A 19,610-nucleotide genomic window follows, 5' to 3' on the forward strand; every position below is an offset into this window, starting at 1 on the left:
AAACTTTCGGTTCTGGTCTGTTATGTGGCTTCGTTATGTTTGCCCCAGCGTTGGCGGTCGCGCTCGGCTGGGTCAAAGGTTAAGCCATGTTCGCCAAAAACACCTATGCCCTCCTGATCGACAAACTGGATCTGCGTAACTGGTTCGTGTCACGGTCCCATTTATTAAGTGACACCCATCGCGTGGCGGTGTGCGAGGTGCTGGATGAACAGCTGGCCCTTTGTATTGCGCGGTTGGGTGGCATGGCGGCGGTTTGGTGATGGGCGTTTCGCTGATTGATCATCATCCGTCGTTTATGCCGGTCACTGATTTGTTTGCCGAATGGGATGGCGCCACGGCCACACTGACCACGCCAGATCATGCAAGGGCCAAATTATTAGCTGCGCGTCAGTTGATCAAGCCACGTCAGGATGCGTCGCGCCTGCAACGTCTGACGGCGCAATCGTGGGGGACGACACCGGAGCATGCACGGCGTTATGTGCTGTTTGTGGCGGGCTTGCCGATGACGCGGTGGCAGAGTCCGATCCATTCTTTTAACCCATCGGAACGGGCCGCGATCCGGGCGGCGGTGGTGGCTTCGGTCGGTATGTTTGAACGGGTGATGCATGCAGTCTAAACGCGTGGTTTTGCCTGCCCGTCAACGCCATCTCACTTTCTTACAGTCGGAGCGCTTTGCGCCGGAATTGGCGCGGTTGCCTTACAAGTGGCGCAAGCGCGTCATCGGTCAGGCACTCGACAAAATGGCGTGGTCCTCCTGGTACAAAATTTATGAGTCGGTGGCGACGGACTTTGTTCGTGAGTTTGCTGACCGCTATGTGCCTGCTGGCGTCGATCTGTCGCAGCACGATGCGGACATTGTGGCAACGGCCAAGAAAGCGGCGGCGCATGTGGTCGAGGCGCTATGGGGCGCGCAATCGGACCTGCATGCGTTGCAAGTCATCCGCTGTGAATGTGCCGAGTACGGGATCGATGCACCGGAATTTGACGAACTCAAAGATGTGATCGCACGGGCGGTGAATCCGCACTGGTGGCGCGGTCAGTTACGTAAGCGCATCGGTCGGGCCTTTGAGGCGGGCAACATCCGCCTCGGCTATGTCCACTATCACGGCGAACCCTATGCCAGCCACGACACGGTGATCGCCCGACTGGCGCAAAACCGCCGTAACGAACTGGCGCTGGACGGCCAAAAATTAGAAAACGAACTCGGTCAGCAATTCACGCTGGCTGAACTGGCCGGTACCACCACGGCAAATAAAGCGATACGACGAGGAGAGTTAATGCTGCGATTAAATGGTTTCGAGACCATCGCAAAAGAACTGGGCGATGAAGGCTTGTTTGTGACGTGGACCTGTCCTTCTCACTTTCATGCAACCTTGCATAGTGGCAAGCCGAACCCGAAATTCAGCGGGGCGACACCCCGTGAAGCGAATGCGTATCTGCAGAAAGTCACAGCGCGTTTCCGATCGGCACTGGCACGGCGCGGGATTGGGTTATATGGCTTCAGGATTGCCGAGCCGCATCACGATGCGACACCCCACTGGCACATGCTGTTATTTGTGCGACCGACCACTAACTATAAAACACCGCACATTGTGGATGTGGCCAGCCGTGCCACACGCCTGATGAAGCGCTACGCGTGGACCGCCGAACGCGGCGAACCGGGTGCGTTTGAACGCCGCCTGAAAGTCGTGCGGATCGACTGGAGTAAGGGCAGCGCAGCCGGATATATCGCCAAGTATGTCGCCAAGAATATTGACGGCGCGCATGTGGGTGAACATAAAACCAAGGATGGGTATGTCGTGGTGCCGGATTGCGTTGGTGATTTAGAGTTAATGCCTTCGGCGCGGATCGAAGCATGGGCGGCGTGTTGGGGCATCCGCCAGTTTCAGCAATGGGGTGGCGCGCCGGTGACGGTTTGGCGTGAGTTGCGCCGGATTAAAGACGACATGTTGGTCGAAGCACCGGAACCGATGAAGCGTGCATGGAATGCGGTGCAAAAGATCGAAGGTGAAAAGCGCGCTGACTTTGCAGAATATATGCGCGTACAAGGCGGTCCCATTGTGCCACGTAAGAACCTTGTCATTACGCTGGCCAAAGATATCACGACCTGTATCGGACGCTATGGCGAGACGATTAAATCCACGCCATACGGCGTGCATTGTGCCGCGTTGTTTGGGGTGGTGTTTAAGTCGGTGCGCCATATCTGGACCCCGGTGCCATCGGCCACCACCGCATGCGACGGGGCGGCAGTTGCCCTTCCTCGGACTCGTGTAAATAACTGTACGCACCCCGAACCGGCTCCAAGAGAAAAACAGCCGGACTGGATGATTCCTGATGTGAATCGACTCTCCCAGGACGCCAAATCCACGCTCATTGATGCGTGGGCAGTGCTGAAAGCCTGCCCGTATCCCCGAATTTTTGATGAAAGGAAGGAATGATGAAATTGCTTATGCAGATGTGCGTCTTTTTATTCATGGCGTTTGCGGCTTGGGGGATTTCTGACGTACTGAGTTTGATTCTTGAGCGATGGAAACTGCGTTTTAACGTTCTGATTAACGTGGTGCTGACTGTGGCCGTGGGGTTCAGTTTGATGACGGGGATGTTGTGGGGAGCCGTCAGTGGATAAGCGGATACCTGACATTGGTGCAATGGTCGAATTTGAAAATGATCATGGCCTGCAATTCGGCCCGGTTTGCGCGATCCGTCGCGATATCTCTAATGGTCAACTATTTGCAATGATCGCGATTAGTGTCGAGGATGCCATGATTGACCAACTCATCGCCGTGAACAAATTGGACTATTGAAAATTCCATATGATACGTTACCAGACCATCATTAAGTTCTCCTCTGAGTCCGGCTATTCCGGCGATGCCATAAATAGCAAAATCCGTGATGGCGTTTGGATAGAAGGCGACGTCTGGGTAAAGGCACCAGACGGTAGAAGATTAATAGACATTGAAGGATATTACAAATGGGTAGAGAAGGCTCGGGCGTTACCGCCGCAAGTGAAACGTCAATTGAAATCACCTTTACCTATCGTGGCAAGCGCTGCCGCGAACGTCTCAAACTCGCCCCAACCGCTCCGAATCTAAAACGTGCGTTTCAACATCGGGCCGCTATTCTCGATGCTATTCAAAAAGGGACTTTTGATTATAGAGTCACGTTCCCGGACAGCAAAAACGTTATTCATTTTGTTGAGCGCCAAGGTGAAATAATCACTGTTACCAAATACCTGGACGATTGGCTGGAGCGTCAAAGAGTACATTTAAAAGCGTCAACTTATAGCGGCTATCAAAAGATAGTCAACAATCACTTAATTCCAGAATTTGGAAAAATTTTGCTAAGCGATCTAAAGCGAATGCAAATCAAAATTTGGTGTGCGAAGCTTACCATCAGCAACAAAGCGATAAAAAACAGGCTGTCTGTTTTACGCGCTGCGTTAGGGGAGGCGATGCAGGATGATTTAATAGAGACCAATCCGCTGTATGGATGGCAATGGAAGAGTAAAGAGGCACCAGATAAAGTGGATGATGTCGACCCATTTACTGCGGATGAGCAAGCATTGATTCTTAATTGTTTGTTTGGACAAGAGCGCAATTTTTTTCAATTCGCTTTTTGGTCTGGAATGCGTACGTCGGAGCTAATCGGTATTGAATGGGGTGATATTGATTGGCATCGTGGGACCATTCAAGTTCGCCGTGCTCTGACTACCGCCGCGATTCAGCTAAAAAGTGCAGGGGAGACGCCGAAGACGAATGCAGGCAGGCGTGAAGTCAAAATCTTGGCTCCGGCAATGGAAGCACTTTTAGCGCAGAAACTGCATACCTTTGTCGCCGGGGAACAAATATTTAATAACCCGAGGACTAACGAACGATGGGGCGGTGATCAAGTGATTCGCGGTGCATGGAAGCGCGCTGTAATATTAAGTAAGGTGCGATACCGTCGTCCGTACCAAACGCGTCACACTTACGCCAGCATGATGCTGACCGCTGAAGAGTCGCCGATGTGGGTGGCGCAACAGATGGGGCATAAAGATTGGACGATGATCGCTAAGGTGTATGGGCGGTGGATTAAGGATGCTATGCCGGAGGCCGGGAATAGGGCGGTGGCGATGTTTGGCTGTGTTTAGAAAGTCGGTTCCGAACTAAATTTAGAAAAACGTAAACGATTTTAGTTACTTTGAGTGTAGAAGTGTGAGCTCAGACTTGAAAAAATATTAAACCGGCCGGTCAAGGTGATTTTTTGAGTGGCTGTTAATCGGGAAAGGGAGCGGCTTAGGTTAAAATAGTAACCTTCTGCTTTCGACCCAAAGCGGTCTATTAAATTTCTCCAAAGCGGGCGTTCGAGCCACGGCAATCCGTCATGACATCCGACGTTAGATAACGAGGAAAAGGTGCATCACATTTTCAATGTGAGATGCTCGGGAGCGAGCGACGCCAGGAAATCTTGCGCATCAAACGCCTCTCCGGCGGTATAGACGCTGGCTGTTTTGACCTGACCGCCGACGACTGTCGTGGTCAAGTTAAAACAGACAGCTCTTTAGGTATTTCTGAATTTTTCTGCTCAAAAGCAGCGGGCGACAGATATTCCAAAATTGAATGTAATCTAGTGCAGTTATAAAAGCCGACAATATAATCCGTAATATCGCGCTCGGTTTCTACGTGGCTGGCATATTCTTTTTGCCATACGCGCTCCATTTCAAACACCAGCTGCTTCCATACTACATAATAAAAAAGTTTACAATTGCAGACTTTTTTATTATGTGGAGACAGATTAAATAATCTTGTTTACAGAGGCAATTAGCGCAATCGGGCCATGTGGTAAGCATTCATATATTCCCCATTCCGAAAAGCATATTTCGCTGCCTCACCTTCAATGACGAAGCCATGTTTTTTGTATAGCGCAATAGCCGCATCGTTATCAATAAAAACGGTTAATTCAATCCGACTTATATTTAGCCAATTATCTGCAAGATCAAGCGCGGCGGCTAACAATTTACTACCAACCCCTTGCCCTTGGTACGAGTCTTTCACCCCAATTCCTACATAAGCCACATGTTTGCGCCTTGGTCGTTGATTTGCATCCAAGCCCAACTGACCCACTACCTCGCCGTCTATTTCAGCGACAAGGCTATACCATTCCTGATGTAAGCTACTCAAGCGCTTTTCCCACGTGTCCACTGAAGGAAATGGTAGTTGAAGAGTGCCTGCATAAGCTTGAGGACACTCATAAATTTTTTTTATCGCTTCAGCATCCGAAGCTTCACAACGTCTAATGTATATTTCTTGCATGATTTGTGTCGTGGTCAAGTTAAAACAGACAGCTCCATAAGTTTTTCTGAATTTTTCTGCTCAAAAGCAGCGGGCGACAGATATCCCAAAGTTGAATGCAATCTATCGCAGTTATAAACGCCAACAATGTAATCCGTAATATCACGTTCAGCCTCTGCGTGATTAGCATACTCTTTTTGCCATACACGTTCCATTTTAAGATTCAAAAAGAACCTCTCCATCACAGCGTTGTCCCAATAATTTGCACGGCGACTCATGCTGCAAACGATGCCATGTTTATTGAGCAAAGCTTGATACTCATTGCTCGCATATTGGCTGCCACGATCAGAGTGCAGAACTAAGCCTGGTGCGGGCTGGCGCAACTGCATGGCTATCAATAATGCTTTAGAAATCAAACTCGTCTGCATGTTGGGAGCGCATGCCCAGCCGACAATTTTGCGCTCATATAAATCCATCACAACAGCCAAATATAACCACCCTTGTTTGGTGCGGATATACGTGATGTCTGACACCCACGCCACGTCAGCTTCGATCACATCAAACTGGCGATTAAGAATATTGTCGGCCACCGGCAGGTGATGTTTGCTATCGGTGGTGTGAATAAACTTGCGCTTCCACACTGGACGAAGTTGCGCTTGGCGCATCAAACTGCGTATCTTATATCGCCCAATTTTTATCCCTTGCGCGGCCAAAGCGTGACGCATGCGACGACTGCCATAAGTGCGACCACTGGCTGCAAACACCGCTTTCACATGCAGCATGGACGTACCATCAATTATCCGTGTGCTGCGTTGTTGATGCTGATAATATCCAGCGCGACTCACTTCCTACACACGGCAGCACTGCACCACCGTAAAAGCCTTCTTTGCAACATTGTTGATGAGCTGATAGTTCATCTCAGTTCGCGGGCAAAGAAGGCTGACGCTTTTTTTAATAATTCATTGTCCGATTTGAGTTGTTTCAATTCTTGCTCTAGTTGACGTATCCGCTGCTGATCCGCTGTCAACGGCTTACCTATGCCAGACTCACCTTTTTGCTCGGCTCCCACTTGATCAAGCCAACGTTGTACCGCAGTGCGCCCTATGCCGGTGCTGCGACATACTTGTGCTATGTTCAGCCCTTGTTCTTGCACCATCTTCACAACTTCTAACTTGAATTCCGGAGTAAATATTTTGCGCGGCTTCTTCATTTCTTTATGACCTCTCAATTTAGTGAATTATCACCTATTAAGCTGTCTGTTTTTATTAGACCATGACAAACAGCTGCACGCACCCTGCCGATACTGCGCTCTCGGCTGCTGCTGCCAGAAAAAACTTGGCGTCTATCTCGAGGTAGTACTGGTCTTTATGAACAGCACGTTGCTCTTGGCTTTTACTGCCCGCTTGGCTGGAAAATACCCTCGTTGGCGCGAGAAATGTTCAGAGTTTAGTTGTGGGATGCTGAGCGAGGGACACGAATTTGTTCGTGGTGGCGTCAAATGCCTCTATCGAGCCACTCTCGATATCGTAGACCCACCCGTGAAGTGTCAATCCACCTTGGGCGAGTGCCAAGGCTACCGACGGATGTGTGCGGATATTGTTCAACTGTGCAATAACGTTCTCACGAACCATGTCGTCTATGCGGTCATTCTCGTTTGCATGGTTCTTAGAATCATTAATCATCCGAGCAGCATCGGCATAATGCAGCCAGTGTTTGACCGCTGGCATGTGGTCCAGGCATGCGCATGTGGCGATTGCCGTCATGGCACCGCAATCGGAGTGACCGCAGATGACAATATCCGTTACTTTCAATTGGGCCACCGCATATTCAACCGTTGCGCTGACACCGCCTGGTTCAGGTCCGAACGATGGCACGATGTTGCCAGCATTGCGAATGACAAACAGCTCTCCAGGCTCCCTCTGTGTGACAAGCTCTGGCACCATTCGGCTGTCAGAGCAAGAAATGAATAACGCTTTAGGCGTTTGACCAGTCGCTAGAGTCTTGAATAGCGCTTTGCGTGCTGGAAAGACGTCCTGCTGAAAGCGGAGAAAGCCATCAATAATGTCGCGCATATTTAAATTAGAAGTTGATTCTGGAACGTCATTATCGCTTGAATTCCTTGAATTTTCTCGCTACACCGGCCGGATTCCGTGCCGCTATATTCTCTAATATACCTATTTCCTTTACTTGGAAAATCGGACTGAGTGAGCATCTTGTTACAATTTAATTGTCTACAAAGTATCGATTTGGTGCTTGCCCGCAATTGGCCGTCTGCTGTCGGTCACGTTAATTAGCTGACCGGAAAGTCAAGTGGTTACGAGACGGTCGTAAAAAATATAAATTTCCCGTTAATTGGTATGCGTTGCCGCAACGGTCGCCTGTCAAAGTGAAGTCAAACCTTGGCTTGATCATAACGGATGATATTGTGCCAAAACTGACAGACGCTGACTTTTGTACAGATTAGCAAATGTGGTCTATCAAGTGGATGACAATCGTATTAACTTAATCACGCTTCATTCCGTCGTCCCTTAATCTGCTTTTATAGATTTAAATTTTATTAGCGTTATTGTTTGTCAACTAACCAAATAAAAATGCTGGCATAAAAGCTGTCATTTCAATGCCAATATCACCCTATTTAGCCCCATTGAGCGCCCATAAAAAAAGCGCGTAAGTCATTGAAATCAAAGACTTACGCGCTATGTTCTGGCGGAGAAAGGGGGATTCGAACCCCCGGTAGGCTATGAACCTACACACGCTTTCCAGGCGTGCGACTTAAACCACTCATCCATCTCTCCTGTTTTACTACTCTTCTCTAACTGACTCGATGTTACCGAAGCCGTGTTTCGCGAAGCCGCAGATTATAACAATGTTTTTGGTGGTCTGGCGACTTTCGGTTTTAAACAGTTCACTTTTAACGATTTACCTAGCCTCAAGCGGACTTAAACCAAATTTTTCGGCTTGGTCCAAAGGTTAAGGGAAGCTAACGACAATCTGAATCAGGTAGCCAAAATCCACAAAACCGTCAGGGTGACAACTTACTTGAGTCGCCTTAACGGTTCCTTTTACGACGTTATTGCGCCTCTTTCAACTGATCCAGAATGCCTGGATTTTCGAGAGTGGAGATGTCTTGCGTGATTTCTTCGCCTTTGGCTAGGATTCTCAATAGACGGCGCATGATTTTGCCTGAGCGTGTTTTTGGCAGGTTGTCACCGAATCGGATTTCTTTTGGCTTGGCGATCGGGCCGATTTCTTTGGCTACCCAGTCACGCAGTTCTTTGGCGATTTGTTTCGCTTCTTCGCCGGTTGGGCGGCTGCGTTTGAGGACGACGAAGGCGCAGATTGCTTCGCCTGTGGTGTCATCGGGTCTGCCGACGACGGCTGCTTCGGCCACCATCGGGTTGGCTACTAAGGCTGATTCGATCTCCATGGTGCCCATGCGATGGCCTGATACATTCAGCACGTCATCGATACGGCCCGTGATGGTGAAGTAGCCAGTATCTTTGTTGCGGACTGCGCCATCGCCAGCAAGGTACAAATTGCCGCCAAACTCTGGTGGGAAATAGGTGCTTTTGAAGCGCTCTGGATTGTTCCAGATGGTACGGACCATGGCGGGCCACGGACGTTTTACCACGAGGATGCCGCCTTGACCGTTTGGCAAATCATGGCCGGTTTCATCGACAATCGCTGCCTGAATGCCTGGCAATGGCAGGGTGCATGAACCCGGTACCAATGGCGTCGCGCCCGGTAGTGGCGTGATCATGTGACCGCCGGTTTCGGTTTGCCAAAATGTGTCGACGATTGGGCAACGTTCTGCGCCGATGTGTTTGTGATACCACATCCATGCTTCTGGGTTGATCGGTTCGCCGACGGAGCCTAGCAAGCGCAACGAGGTTAAATCGTATTGCGATGGATGGATCTTTTCATCGGCATCTGCGGCTTTGATCAGCGAGCGAATCGCTGTCGGTGCTGTGTAAAAAATGGTGGCTTTGTGACGCTGAATCATGTCCCAGAAGCGCCCTGCATTCGGGTAAGTCGGAATGCCTTCGAAAATGATCTGCGTGGCGCCAACTGCTGTCGGTCCGTAGGCAATATAGGTGTGGCCTGTGATCCAGCCGATATCGGCGGTGCACCAGTAGACATCATTGGGTTTGATGTCAAAGGTCCATTTCATGGTCAACGCGGCCCACAAGAGGTAGCCGCCGGATGAATGCTGAACGCCTTTTGGGGTGCCGGTTGAGCCGGATGTGTAGAGGATGAACAGTGGATGTTCTGCGCTGACCCATTCTGGTTCGCAATGCTCAGGCTGGTCGGAGACCAATTTATGCATCCAGAGATCAAAGCCGGGGTTAAAGTTGATGTCGCCGCCCGTGCGCTGATAGACGATGACATTTTTGATGCATTCGCAACCGCCGAGGGCGAGCGCTTCATCAACGATGGCTTTTAGTGGCAGACGTTTGCCGCCACGGACTTGCTCGTCGGAGGTGATGACGGCTACTGCGCCTGCGTCAATAATGCGTTCTTGTAGCGATTTTGCAGAAAAGCCGCCAAATACGACTGAATGCGTGGCGCCGATACGGGCGCACGCTTGCATGGCGACGACGCCTTCGACTGACATCGGCATGTAGATAACGACGCGATCACCCTTTTGTACACCGAGCGATTTTAGGCCGTTGGCGAACTTGCAGACTTTTTCGTATAGCTGTTGATAGGTTACTTTGACTACGTCACCGCCGTCGTTTTCAAAAACGATAGCGACTTTGTCGGCGTTGCCATTTTTCAGGTGAACGTCAAGGCAGTTGTAGGAGACATTGAGTTGACCGTCTTCGAACCATTTGTAGAAGGGGGCGTTGGTTTCATCCAGCACTTTGGTGAAGGGTTTATGCCACTCCAGATTTTCACGGGCTAGTCTGCCCCAAAATCCGTCATAGTCGGTTGCCGCCTCCTGGCATAAGGCGTTATAGGCGTCCATGCCAGAAATCGCCGCGTTCTTGGCAAAGTCTGCGGGTGGAAGAAAAACGCGCGTTTCGTGCGACAAAGTTTCGATGTTGGCCATTCGGTGGTCTCCTGCTATTAGAAATTATTGATGCCAGAAAGTAGGCTTTTACACTTACTCAAGCCTTACAGTCAGCGCATTGGTGAAATTTGCATGGTATTCAGGGGTTCTGGTTTGTTAATAGAGCGGTTATGGAATTTCCCGAGGAAAACAGTCGTTCTGTATATCAACTTTTGATAACATTACATGGCTTTATTCCAATAGATTACGCTAAATATGACCTTAATCGTTGACTACGATCGAGCGTATTTGAACAATTTTAAACGGGTTTGTTAGTGGCAACGCGGGCAAACGCCTCTTCGGCCAATTCTGGCCACGCTTGACGTGTAAAATAGCGCAGTCGCACTTTTCAACACTTCAGAACACTATGAGCAACGACTTGAATCCTGTAGCAAAAAAACCGATTGGCATGCTCCCCAATGTCATTTTCATGAGTCGTTGGCTTCAATTGCCACTATATTTAGGCCTGATTCTGGCGCAATGCGTTTATGTATTCCATTTTTGGGTCGAATTAAGCGATTTGATCGGTGCTATTTTTGGTAATGCGGCGTCGCTCCAGCATATTCTTGACGCCGTTACGATTGACGGGGCGATACGGCCGACCAAGCTTACCGAGTCGACCATTATGTTGGTGACATTGGGCTTGATTGATGTGGTCATGATCTCGAATCTGTTGATCATGGTGATTGTCGGCGGATACGAAACTTTTGTTTCTCGCATGAATCTTGAGAATCATCCTGATCAGCCCGAGTGGCTCTCGCACGTTAATGCGTCGGTGTTGAAGGTTAAACTGGCGATGGCAATTATCGGCATTTCGTCGATTCATTTGCTGAAAACCTTTATTAACGCCAATGCGTACGATACTAAGACGCTATTGGCGCAGACCGGTATTCATATAACGTTTTTGCTATCCGCATTGGCGATTGCGTGGTGCGACCGTATTATGACCGCCACCCAACAAAGCCAGCGGATGAACGGTGGCGAACATTAAATGCTGGTAATGGATGCGGAATAAATTGCGCTCTTTACCGATACGCCAAATTTGATTACTGATTCTGATGATGGACGCCTTGATGGAGATGCAAGATGTCGATATATCGCAATTCTGACTATACGGTGCGTAACGATTCGCACGCTTGACCGATTGATTGTTAATTTTAGAAACCTTTCCCGGGGTTTTACCTAGGATTTTACCGAGATACGCCATGACCACGACCACAATTAAGCAAGAAGACCTTATTGAATCGGTAGCTGCAGCATTGCAATACATCAGCTATTACCATCCAGCGGATTACATTCAGCATTTGGCACGCGCTTACGAGGCGGAGCAAAGTCCAGCCGCCAAAGATGCCATCGCGCAGATTTTGACCAATTCACGTATGTGTGCTGAGGGTAAGCGCCCGATTTGTCAGGACACCGGCATCGTGAACGTTTTCCTAAAAATTGGTATGGACGTGCGCTTTGAAGGTTTTAAAGGTGACATCACGGATGCGGTCAACGAAGGCGTACGTCGTGGTTATCTTCACCCAGACAACGTGCTGCGCGCATCGATCGTGGCGGACCCGCATTTTGAGCGCAAAAACACCAAAGACAACACGCCAGCCGTGGTGCACATGGAGCTGGTGCAGGGTAATACTATTGACGTTCAGATCGCGGCCAAGGGCGGCGGATCTGAGAATAAAAGCAAATTTGTGATGCTCAATCCATCCGATTCACTGGTTGACTGGGTCATGAAGACTGTGCCGACCATGGGCGCCGGCTGGTGTCCGCCGGGAATGCTGGGTATCGGTATCGGCGGTACGGCTGAGCGCGCGATGCTGATGGCGAAGCAAGTGTTGATGGAAGATATCAATATGTACGATTTGCTCAAGCGCGGTCCGGAAAGCAAAACGGAAGAATTACGCATTGAATTGTTCCAGAAAGTAAATGCGCTTGGTATTGGCGCGCAAGGTTTGGGTGGTTTGACCACCGTACTGGATGTCAAGATCATGATGCATCCGACGCATGCAGCATCAAAACCGGTGGCGATGATTCCAAACTGTGCCGCCACGCGCCATGGACATTTTGTTCTGGATGGTTCTGGCCCTGCGTTCATGGAGCCGCCTTCCTTGTCCGACTGGCCAGAAGTGCATTGGATGCCGGACACCGAAAAATCGCTGTCAGTAAATCTTGATACGTTGACTAAAGAAGAGGTTGCATCCTGGAAGCCGGGTCAAACGTTGCTGCTAAACGGCAAGATGCTGACCGGTCGCGATGCAGCACATAAGCGGATTCAGGAGATGCTGGCTAAAGGTGAGAAATTACCAGTCGATTTCACTAACCGCGTGATTTATTACGTTGGTCCTGTTGATCCGGTGCGCGACGAGGCGGTTGGTCCGGCTGGTCCGACGACAGCGACACGGATGGACAAATTTACTGACATGATGCTCGAGCAAACCGGTCTGATTTCGATGATCGGCAAAGCAGAACGTGGCCCGGAAACAATCGCATCGATCAAGAAGCACAAGTCGGCCTATTTAATGGCGGTTGGTGGCGCTGCGTATTTGGTATCGAAAGCGATTAAATCCGCTCGCGTTCTTGGTTTCGCCGATTTGGGTATGGAAGCAATTTACGAGTTTGACGTAAAAGATATGCCGGTGACAGTCGCGGTCGATTCGAATGGTATTTCGGTTCATAATACCGGGCCGAAAGAATGGCAGGCGAAGATTCAATCGGCGTCGCTGGCGAATATTCCGGTTACTGCTGCCTGACGAGGTTTATTGCGGTTGGTAAGCGCTTTCCTGATGTTACTTATAAGGACGCAGGAACGCGCGTTTTATTTGGCCGTAGTGATGCCGCGTTGTCGCCTCTTATATAGTCTTAGTTAATAGTCCTTACTAATAGTCTTACAATATGATGACTCCGAGAATGCCGATGGAAAAAGAGAGGCCCATTGGCATTTTTGATTCCGGTATCGGTGGTTTATCGGTTCTTCGTCATATTCGTGACGCCATGCCGTCAGAGAATTTGCTGTATTTTGCAGACTCCGCTCATGCGCCTTATGGCGATAAAACGGAGCAAGCGATCCTGGAACGGTCGCTGTCAATCGCTGAATTTCTGCTCGAACAAAATGCAAAGGCGATAGTAGTCGCCTGTAACACGGCAACGGCCGCTGCAATTAAGGCGATTCGCAGCGCTTATCCCACGTTGGCCGTGGTTGGTATCGAACCCGGGCTGAAACCTGCTGCGCTGCAAACCACGACAAAGAAGATTGGTGTTTTAGCGACGAAGGGCACATTGTCCAGTGCTAGCTTTAACATGTTATCTCAAAAAATTTCAGCCGCAACAGGCGTCCAGTTCACGTTGCAAGCCTGCGTTGGCCTCGCAGATCAGATAGAAAAAGGCGAACTGGATACAGAAACAACGGACTCCATGATATTTCGGTATGTGGCGCCTTTAATTGAACAAAACGTTGATACATTAGTGCTCGGCTGCACCCATTACCCGTTCGTTCGGCCAATGATCGAAAAAATTGTCAAACGCCTTACCTCCACACAGGTTGCGCTCATCGACACCAGCGATGCGGTAACGAAACAGTTGATCCGGATACTTGCGGAATACGATTTGGGCCAAACTAATCCCGAATGTGGGTCTTTGACTGCGTTCACCACTGGCAAGCCAACTGTGCTGAAAAACACCTTTTTTAGTTTGCTGGGATGGCAACCGAGGGTGTTTCAGGTCCCGACGGTACCATGATGAAAAAATAACGCTATTAATCGCATCATTTTCGTATTTTTGAATTGCCAGTACTAATTTTAGTTTGTATAATAGCGAGCTGTTCTGGTCCACAAGATCAAATAGAAATAGTAAGACAGTGGTGGCTGTAGCTCAGTTGGTAGAGTCCAGGATTGTGATTCCTGTTGTCGTGGGTTCGAGCCCCATCAGCCACCCCAATGAAATCAAGCACTTAGCCCACTTTATAGTGGGCTTTTTGTTTTTTTAGGAAGATCAAGTTCCTAATTTAGGAAGATCATTTTTTGAAATGCTCTCTATTCGGTGGATTTGGACCGTTTAACGGTGCGTCGATCGTACACTTTATTGATCATCCGCTCGTCCGCATGGCCTGTTGCATCGATGATGTTCACATCCCCCCGAGTTTTCCGCACCGTCACTGCTTTCGGTCGCATGTCGCGTAACGCAAACCGCTCAAACGTCACGCCTTCCAGTTTGGCCTTGGCTTCGCAGTAGACCATCAACCTTGTCCAGATGGTCGTCCAGCCGCTGCGGGTGTACTGTTGCCCTGCAGTATTGCCAAAAATTAACATCGAACTAGTCCTCTGCAATGCTTTCGCTTCATCTATTGTGGCCTTCAGTTTCGGCGACCACTCGATCAGCTTGCGCTTGACGACTTGTGTGGCCCGCCGCTTTCCAACTGTGATTTCCAAGCCGACGCCTTCGCGTATATCGCTGCGTGTCAGTGCACGCACTTCGACAGGGCGGCTGGCCGTCAGATAGGCGGTATAGACGCAAAGCGCCAGGATTAGGTAACTGCCGCCCCGAACCCGGGCTTCTGCCATCGCGTAATCCAGATCATGCGATGTAACGTATTTATCGCTGGGCTTTGTCGGGTTGTACTTGATGCCGCGACATGGGTTTATTTCCAATTCACCCCGGGTACGACCATATTCAAGTATCGCCGATAACAAGGCGATTTCTTTGTTCGCTTTGGCGGGTGCACCTTTATCTGCCCGCGCAGCCAAATAACCGTAAATGTGCTTGGGCTTTATCGACGTAGGGGGCGCAGCACCAAACGCTATAATCAGTTTCTTTGCCTCATTTTGGTTTTCATCAAGCGTCGATTCCGCTTTGCGGCGGGCGTCACCAAGCTTTAATCCTAACTGCCAAATAAAATATCGCCCGATCAGGTCTGCGACGGTACCGGACTTTACGGTATTGCCGTTGAGTTCTTCGGCTTGCTGGATCGCAATCTTGCGGATCTCGGCCACGGCTTCGGCATCATTGGCTTGGGCGGATAGGCAAAATGCCCATGATCCAGAGGGTAATTTATACCAGTAGCTGACCTTGAACTTGCCCTCCCGCTTGTATAAGCGAAAGGGCAGACCATCAGGGGAGTTGCGTCTACCGATCATTACAGTGCTCCGAAGTTGGGCTCGAATTCGACCTCAAGTGCTGGGTTGGCAGCCCCGCTCAGTCTCGCGTCATGATACGCCAGGCTGACTTTAGGGTATCCGATTCTGCCAACAGCATACGGCCAGCCGTTATTGTCCAGCCACTTTTTCATGCATGTGTAACTCGTGGGACTACAATCGATCAGCGCGGCTAGCTGAGTCGTAGTGAGGTAGGTATTCATCTTTCGGCCCGTTAAAGTTGTTATCTCAGTTTTACTCAGGAACATATTGGTGATCCTTGTCTGCTCAGTGGAAATAGTCTTTTGAGAGAATTTGTTTCTACTATTTGCCAGGAACGGGGACCGATTTCTACCAGCGCATATTGTTTACCGTTCGAAATATCGCGTTTGATCCCTACCACCTCGCCAGTTTGGAGCCCGTAGTCATTCTCAAATTCGACCACGGTACCGATGTCAGGTATTTGCTTATCCACTGACGGCACCCAACAACATCCCGGCCAACAATGAACTTACCAGAGTCAGCGTCAAGTCCACATTGATCAAGGCACGAAACCCGAATTTCCATCGATCTAGGATCAAACTCAGCACGTCAGAAATCCTCCAAGCCGCAAACACCATGAATAAAAAGACGCACGTCTGCATAAGCAATTTCATCATTCCTTCCTTTCATCAAAAATTCGGGGATACGGGCAGGCTTTCAGCGCTGCCCATGCATCAATGAGCGCGGATTTGGCGTCCTGGGAGAGTCGATTCACATCAGGAGTCATCCAGTCCGGCTGTTTTTCTCTCGGCCCGGGTTCGAGGTGCGTACAGTTATTTACACGAGTCCGAGGAAGGGCAACTGCCGCCCCGTCGCATGCGGTGGTGTCCGATGGCACCGGGGTCCAGATATGGCGCACCGACTTAAACACCACCCCAAACAACGCGGCACAATGCACGCCGTATGGCGTGGATTTAATCGTCTCGCCATAGCGTCCGATACAGGTCGTGATATCTTTGGCCAGCGTAATGACAAGGTTCTTACGTGGCACAATGGGACCGCCTTGTACGCGCATATATTCTGCAAAGTCAGCGCGCTTTTCACCTTCGATCTTTTGCACCGCATTCCATGCACGCTTCATCGGTTCCGGTGCTTCCACCAGCATGTCGTCTTTGATGCGACGCAACTCACGCCAGACCGTTACAGGTGCGCCCCCCCATTGCTGAAACTGGCGGATGCCCCAACATGCGGCCCATGCTTCAATCCTTGCCGACGGGACCAGCTCTAAGTCGCCGACGCAATCCGGCACGACAACATAGCCATCCTTGGTTTTATGGTCGCCCACATGTGCGCCGTCGATATTCTTGGCGACATATTTCGCGATATATCCGGCTGCGCTACCTTTGTTCCAATCAATCCGGACGACTTCCAGCCGACGCTCAAACGCACCCGGTTCGCCCCGTTCAGCGGTCCACGCGTAGCGCTTCATCAGGCGCGTGGCGCGACTGGCCACATCCACAATGTGCGTCGTTTTATACCTGGCGGTCGGTCGCACAAATAACAGCATGTGCCAATGGGGCGTCGCATCGTGATGCGGTTCGGCAATCCGAAAGCCATACAACCCAATCCCGCGTCGTGCTAATGCCGACCGGAAGCGCGCCGTCACTTTCTGCAGATACGCATTCGCTTCACGCGGTGTGGCCCCGCTAAACTTTGGGTTCGGCTTACCACTATGTAACGTCGCATGAAAGTGAGATGGACAGGTCCACGTCACAAACAACCCTTCATCGCCCAGTTCTTTCGCGATGGTTTCAAAGCCATTTAATCGCAGCATCAACTCTCCTCGTCGTATCGCTTTATTTGCCGTGGTGGTACCGGCCAGTTCTGCCAGCGTGAATTGCTGACCCAGTTCGTTTTCTAATTTTTGTCCGTCCAGCGCCAGTTCGTTACGGCGGTTTTGTGCCATCCGGGCGATCACCGTATCGTGGCTGGCGTAGGGTTCGCCGTGATAGTGAACATAGCCGAGCCGGATATTGCCCGCCTCAAAGGCCCGACCGATGCGCTTGCGCAGCTGACCGCGCCACCAGTGCGGATTCACCGCCCGTGCGATCACATCTTTCAGCGCGTCAAACTCCGGTGCATCGATCCCGTATTCGGCACATTCGCAGCGGATGACCTGTAACGCATGCAGGTCCGATTGCGCCCCCCATAACGCCTCGACTACGTGCGTCGCTGCTTTCTTCGCCGTCGCGACAATGTCGGCATCGTGCTGCGAAAGATCTACTCCAGCGGGAACATAGCGGTCAGCGAACTCGCGCACAAAGTCCGTGGCTACCGACTCATAAATTTTGTACCAGGAGGACCACGCCATTTTGTCGAGTGCCTGACCGATGACGCGCTTGCGCCACTTGTAAGGTAACCGCGCCAATTCCGGCGCAAATCCTTCCGATTGTAAAAAGGTCAAATGCCGTTGACGGGCAGGCAAAACCACGTGTCTAGACTGCATGCATCACCCGTTCAAACATACCGACCGAAGCCACCACCGCCGCCCTGATCGCGGCGCGTTCCGATGGTGTAAAGGAATGAATCGGACTCTGCCACCGCGTCATCGGCAAGCCCGCCACAAACAGCACATAACGGCGTGCATGCTCCGGTGTCGTCCCCCACGATTGCGCCGTCAGACGTTGCAAGCGCGACGCATCCTGACGTGGCTTGATCAACTGCCGCGCAGCTAACAACTTAGCCCGTGCATGATCCGGTGTGGTCAGTGTGGCCGTGGCGCCATCCCATTCGGCAAACAAATCAGTGACCGGCATAAACGACGGATGATGATCAATCAGCGAGACGCCCATCACCAAACCGCCGCCATGCCACCCAACCGCGCTACAAAATGCGCCAGCTGTTCGTCCAGCACCTCGCACACCGCGACGCGGTGGGTGTCACTTAATAAATGGGACCGTGACACGAACCAATTGCGCAGGTCTAGTTTGTCGATCAGGAGGGCATAGGTGTTTTTGGCGAACATGGCTTAACCTTTGACCCAGCCGAGCGCGACCGCCAACGCTGGGGCAAACATAACGAAGCCACATAACAGACCAGAACCGAAAGTTTTGAGATGGGTTTTCATAGGGAGTCAGCTATTACGTGAGCTGTTTTCTTGAACATAGTTTCCTTGCGGAGATACTTGCGTGCGTACCTGGCCAAGTCTGGTCGTGGTACCTCTTTTAAAACAACGGAAGGTATCTCTTGAAAACTACCCTCATCGCCACTCAACAAATTGGGAAATTTGACGCTGAAATTCTCAACAAACTTAAACCGCATTCCCTGGAAATAAGTGCCGTCAGAAAAGAACGAATGATCATCGGCATCCGTAACGAACAGGGCGAGATCTACCGTGTTATCGGCGTCACCGGACTGACGCTGTTTATGGATGCCATCTATCAATTGGTTGAACTCAATATGATCGATGAGCTGGAAGCCCTGGACCACCCACAGGATGGTTATGACGCTATATTTAGCGCACGCTAACGCCATTTTTTTCGTGCTGTCCTGATCCTGCAGTACTGGGGTATTCACATATTCCATCGTGTTTTCCTTATTTAAGGGCGAAAAAATCCCGCATGCCTGAATTCAGGCATGACCGGCTACAACGTAAAAAGGGAAGCTCGCTAGCGGATAATTACGAAGGCGCAGTAAGGTGGTGAGCAGTCATGACGGCCTCATTCACTTTTAAATAACGCCAGTTGATTGGCGCAAGCGTTGCGGACGTGCTGCGACAAATGGATCCGTACATCTGGGTTCGGAATCGCGGACATCGATAACGTGCGCAATACTTCGAGACTCGCCACAAAGGTGTGACCACATTCCGGGTTCTGGCACATGTACGTGATCTCTTTCATCAGGTTCGACATCGTGCGGCTTTTAGCGGCGCGCACCCGTTCGCCGCAATGGGGGCAAGGCAAACTGATGACTCTCATAATGGCTTCCTGTCCACCGCATACAGCGCCCGGCCTCTGCCGGATATCTGCTTCGATTGCTTACGTATGCGCGACTTCACCAGCCACTCTGCCGCTTGCTCCACACTGTGCAGCCCTTGCTGCTGGCGCACACGTTCCAACAAGTCATGTTCTGCATCGGTCACGATAATTTCTTGATCTGGCATCTTTTCGTCGGCTCTTT

Annotated in this window: 21 protein-coding genes, 2 tRNA genes and 1 pseudogene; 11 read left to right on the forward strand and 13 right to left on the reverse strand. The window is 50.5% G+C overall.

Annotated features, from left to right (window positions below; genetic code table 11):
• Nucleotides 1-86 precede the first annotated feature (86 nt).
• The 6 genes from ACXX82_RS17285 to ACXX82_RS17310 all read left to right on the forward strand — a co-directional run bounded on the left by ACXX82_RS17285 (nt 87) and on the right by ACXX82_RS17310 (nt 4,129).
• Nucleotides 87-260 (forward strand): hypothetical protein, encoded by a 174-nt coding sequence (locus tag ACXX82_RS17285; protein ID WP_458563349.1) that lies wholly within the window; start codon nt 87-89, stop codon nt 258-260.
• Nucleotides 260-616, forward strand: a complete 357-nt coding sequence (locus ACXX82_RS17290; RefSeq protein WP_458563350.1) for a hypothetical protein — start codon at nt 260-262, stop codon at nt 614-616. The genes ACXX82_RS17285 and ACXX82_RS17290 overlap by 1 nt, the downstream gene beginning before the upstream one ends.
• Nucleotides 606-2,438: a replication endonuclease gene (locus ACXX82_RS17295; protein ID WP_458563351.1), complete on the forward strand. Its 1,833-nt coding sequence runs from the start codon at nt 606-608 to the stop codon at nt 2,436-2,438. The genes ACXX82_RS17290 and ACXX82_RS17295 overlap by 11 nt, the downstream gene beginning before the upstream one ends.
• A complete protein-coding gene (locus ACXX82_RS17300) occupies nt 2,435-2,626 on the forward strand; it encodes a hypothetical protein (protein ID WP_458563352.1) in 192 nt (63 codons plus the stop codon). The genes ACXX82_RS17295 and ACXX82_RS17300 overlap by 4 nt, the downstream gene beginning before the upstream one ends.
• On the forward strand, nt 2,619-2,804 hold the full coding sequence (locus ACXX82_RS17305; RefSeq protein ID WP_458563353.1) for a hypothetical protein: 186 nt from the start codon (nt 2,619-2,621) through the stop codon (nt 2,802-2,804). The genes ACXX82_RS17300 and ACXX82_RS17305 overlap by 8 nt, the downstream gene beginning before the upstream one ends.
• A 167-nt stretch (nt 2,805-2,971) precedes the next feature.
• Complete coding sequence (locus ACXX82_RS17310; RefSeq protein WP_458563354.1) at nt 2,972-4,129, forward strand: Arm DNA-binding domain-containing protein; 1,158 nt, start codon at nt 2,972-2,974, stop codon at nt 4,127-4,129.
• Between the two features lie 269 nt (nt 4,130-4,398).
• On the opposite strand, the gene ACXX82_RS17315 is transcribed toward ACXX82_RS17310, so the two are convergent.
• The 7 genes and pseudogenes from ACXX82_RS17315 to acs form a co-directional block, all read right to left on the reverse strand.
• Nucleotides 4,399-4,521, reverse strand: a complete 123-nt coding sequence (locus ACXX82_RS17315) for a hypothetical protein (RefSeq protein ID WP_458563355.1) — start codon at nt 4,519-4,521, stop codon at nt 4,399-4,401.
• Nucleotides 4,518-4,697, reverse strand: coding sequence for an IS3 family transposase (locus tag ACXX82_RS17320; RefSeq protein ID WP_458564019.1), 180 nt, complete (start codon nt 4,695-4,697; stop codon nt 4,518-4,520). The genes ACXX82_RS17315 and ACXX82_RS17320 overlap by 4 nt, the downstream gene beginning before the upstream one ends.
• A gap of 102 nt (nt 4,698-4,799) precedes the next feature.
• On the reverse strand, nt 4,800-5,291 hold the full coding sequence (locus ACXX82_RS17325) for a GNAT family N-acetyltransferase (protein ID WP_458563356.1): 492 nt from the start codon (nt 5,289-5,291) through the stop codon (nt 4,800-4,802).
• Nucleotides 5,292-5,305: 14 nt separating this feature from the next.
• Nucleotides 5,306-6,480: pseudogene (locus tag ACXX82_RS17330) on the reverse strand (IS3 family transposase).
• A 229-nt stretch (nt 6,481-6,709) separates the two neighbouring features.
• Nucleotides 6,710-7,342, reverse strand: coding sequence for a carbonic anhydrase (locus tag ACXX82_RS17335; protein ID WP_458563357.1), 633 nt, complete (start codon nt 7,340-7,342; stop codon nt 6,710-6,712).
• A gap of 632 nt (nt 7,343-7,974) precedes the next feature.
• A tRNA-Ser gene (locus ACXX82_RS17340) sits at nt 7,975-8,065 on the reverse strand.
• Between the two features lie 275 nt (nt 8,066-8,340).
• Nucleotides 8,341-10,323, reverse strand: coding sequence for an acetate--CoA ligase (acs, locus tag ACXX82_RS17345; protein WP_323507267.1), 1,983 nt, complete (start codon nt 10,321-10,323; stop codon nt 8,341-8,343).
• A 367-nt stretch (nt 10,324-10,690) separates the two neighbouring features.
• Here acs and ACXX82_RS17350 point away from each other — a divergent pair, with 367 nt between their 5' ends.
• From ACXX82_RS17350 to ACXX82_RS17365, 4 genes are all read left to right on the forward strand, one after another.
• A complete protein-coding gene (locus ACXX82_RS17350; RefSeq protein ID WP_322236956.1) occupies nt 10,691-11,314 on the forward strand; it encodes a YqhA family protein in 624 nt (207 codons plus the stop codon).
• 214 nt (nt 11,315-11,528) lie between these two features.
• Nucleotides 11,529-13,073 (forward strand): fumarate hydratase, encoded by a 1,545-nt coding sequence (locus ACXX82_RS17355; RefSeq protein WP_322236957.1) that lies wholly within the window; start codon nt 11,529-11,531, stop codon nt 13,071-13,073.
• A 142-nt stretch (nt 13,074-13,215) separates the two neighbouring features.
• The gene (gene murI / locus ACXX82_RS17360) at nt 13,216-14,058 is read left to right on the forward strand and encodes a glutamate racemase (RefSeq protein WP_322236959.1); all 843 of its coding nucleotides are present in this window, start codon (nt 13,216-13,218) and stop codon (nt 14,056-14,058) included.
• 121 nt (nt 14,059-14,179) lie between these two features.
• Nucleotides 14,180-14,255, forward strand: a tRNA-His gene (locus tag ACXX82_RS17365).
• Nucleotides 14,256-14,351: 96 nt separating this feature from the next.
• Here ACXX82_RS17365 and ACXX82_RS17370 read toward each other — a convergent pair.
• The 4 genes from ACXX82_RS17370 to ACXX82_RS17385 form a co-directional block, all read right to left on the reverse strand.
• Entirely contained in the window at nt 14,352-15,452 is a 1,101-nt protein-coding gene (locus ACXX82_RS17370; RefSeq protein WP_323507266.1) for a site-specific integrase, read from the reverse strand.
• A gap of 652 nt (nt 15,453-16,104) precedes the next feature.
• The gene (locus tag ACXX82_RS17375; RefSeq protein ID WP_458563358.1) at nt 16,105-17,937 is read right to left on the reverse strand and encodes a replication endonuclease; all 1,833 of its coding nucleotides are present in this window, start codon (nt 17,935-17,937) and stop codon (nt 16,105-16,107) included.
• A complete protein-coding gene (locus ACXX82_RS17380; protein ID WP_205323537.1) occupies nt 17,927-18,283 on the reverse strand; it encodes a hypothetical protein in 357 nt (118 codons plus the stop codon). The genes ACXX82_RS17375 and ACXX82_RS17380 overlap by 11 nt, the downstream gene beginning before the upstream one ends.
• Nucleotides 18,283-18,456, reverse strand: coding sequence for a hypothetical protein (locus tag ACXX82_RS17385; RefSeq protein ID WP_458563359.1), 174 nt, complete (start codon nt 18,454-18,456; stop codon nt 18,283-18,285). Before ACXX82_RS17385 ends, ACXX82_RS17380 begins: the two co-directional genes overlap by 1 nt.
• Before the next feature lie 221 nt (nt 18,457-18,677).
• On the opposite strand from ACXX82_RS17385, the gene ACXX82_RS17390 reads away from it, so the two are divergent.
• Nucleotides 18,678-18,959 carry a hypothetical protein gene (locus ACXX82_RS17390; RefSeq protein WP_323507262.1) on the forward strand — a complete coding sequence of 94 codons (282 nt, stop codon included), beginning with the start codon at nt 18,678-18,680 and terminating at the stop codon, nt 18,957-18,959.
• A gap of 191 nt (nt 18,960-19,150) precedes the next feature.
• Here the strand turns inward: ACXX82_RS17390 and ACXX82_RS17395 are convergent, their stop codons facing one another.
• Nucleotides 19,151-19,408 carry an Ogr/Delta-like zinc finger protein gene (locus ACXX82_RS17395; RefSeq protein WP_322236725.1) on the reverse strand — a complete coding sequence of 86 codons (258 nt, stop codon included), beginning with the start codon at nt 19,406-19,408 and terminating at the stop codon, nt 19,151-19,153.
• Nucleotides 19,405-19,593, reverse strand: a complete 189-nt coding sequence (locus ACXX82_RS17400) for a hypothetical protein (RefSeq protein WP_323507261.1) — start codon at nt 19,591-19,593, stop codon at nt 19,405-19,407. Before ACXX82_RS17400 ends, ACXX82_RS17395 begins: the two co-directional genes overlap by 4 nt.
• Nucleotides 19,594-19,610 lie beyond the last annotated feature (17 nt).

The organism is Glaciimonas sp. GNP009 (assembly GCF_054343755.1).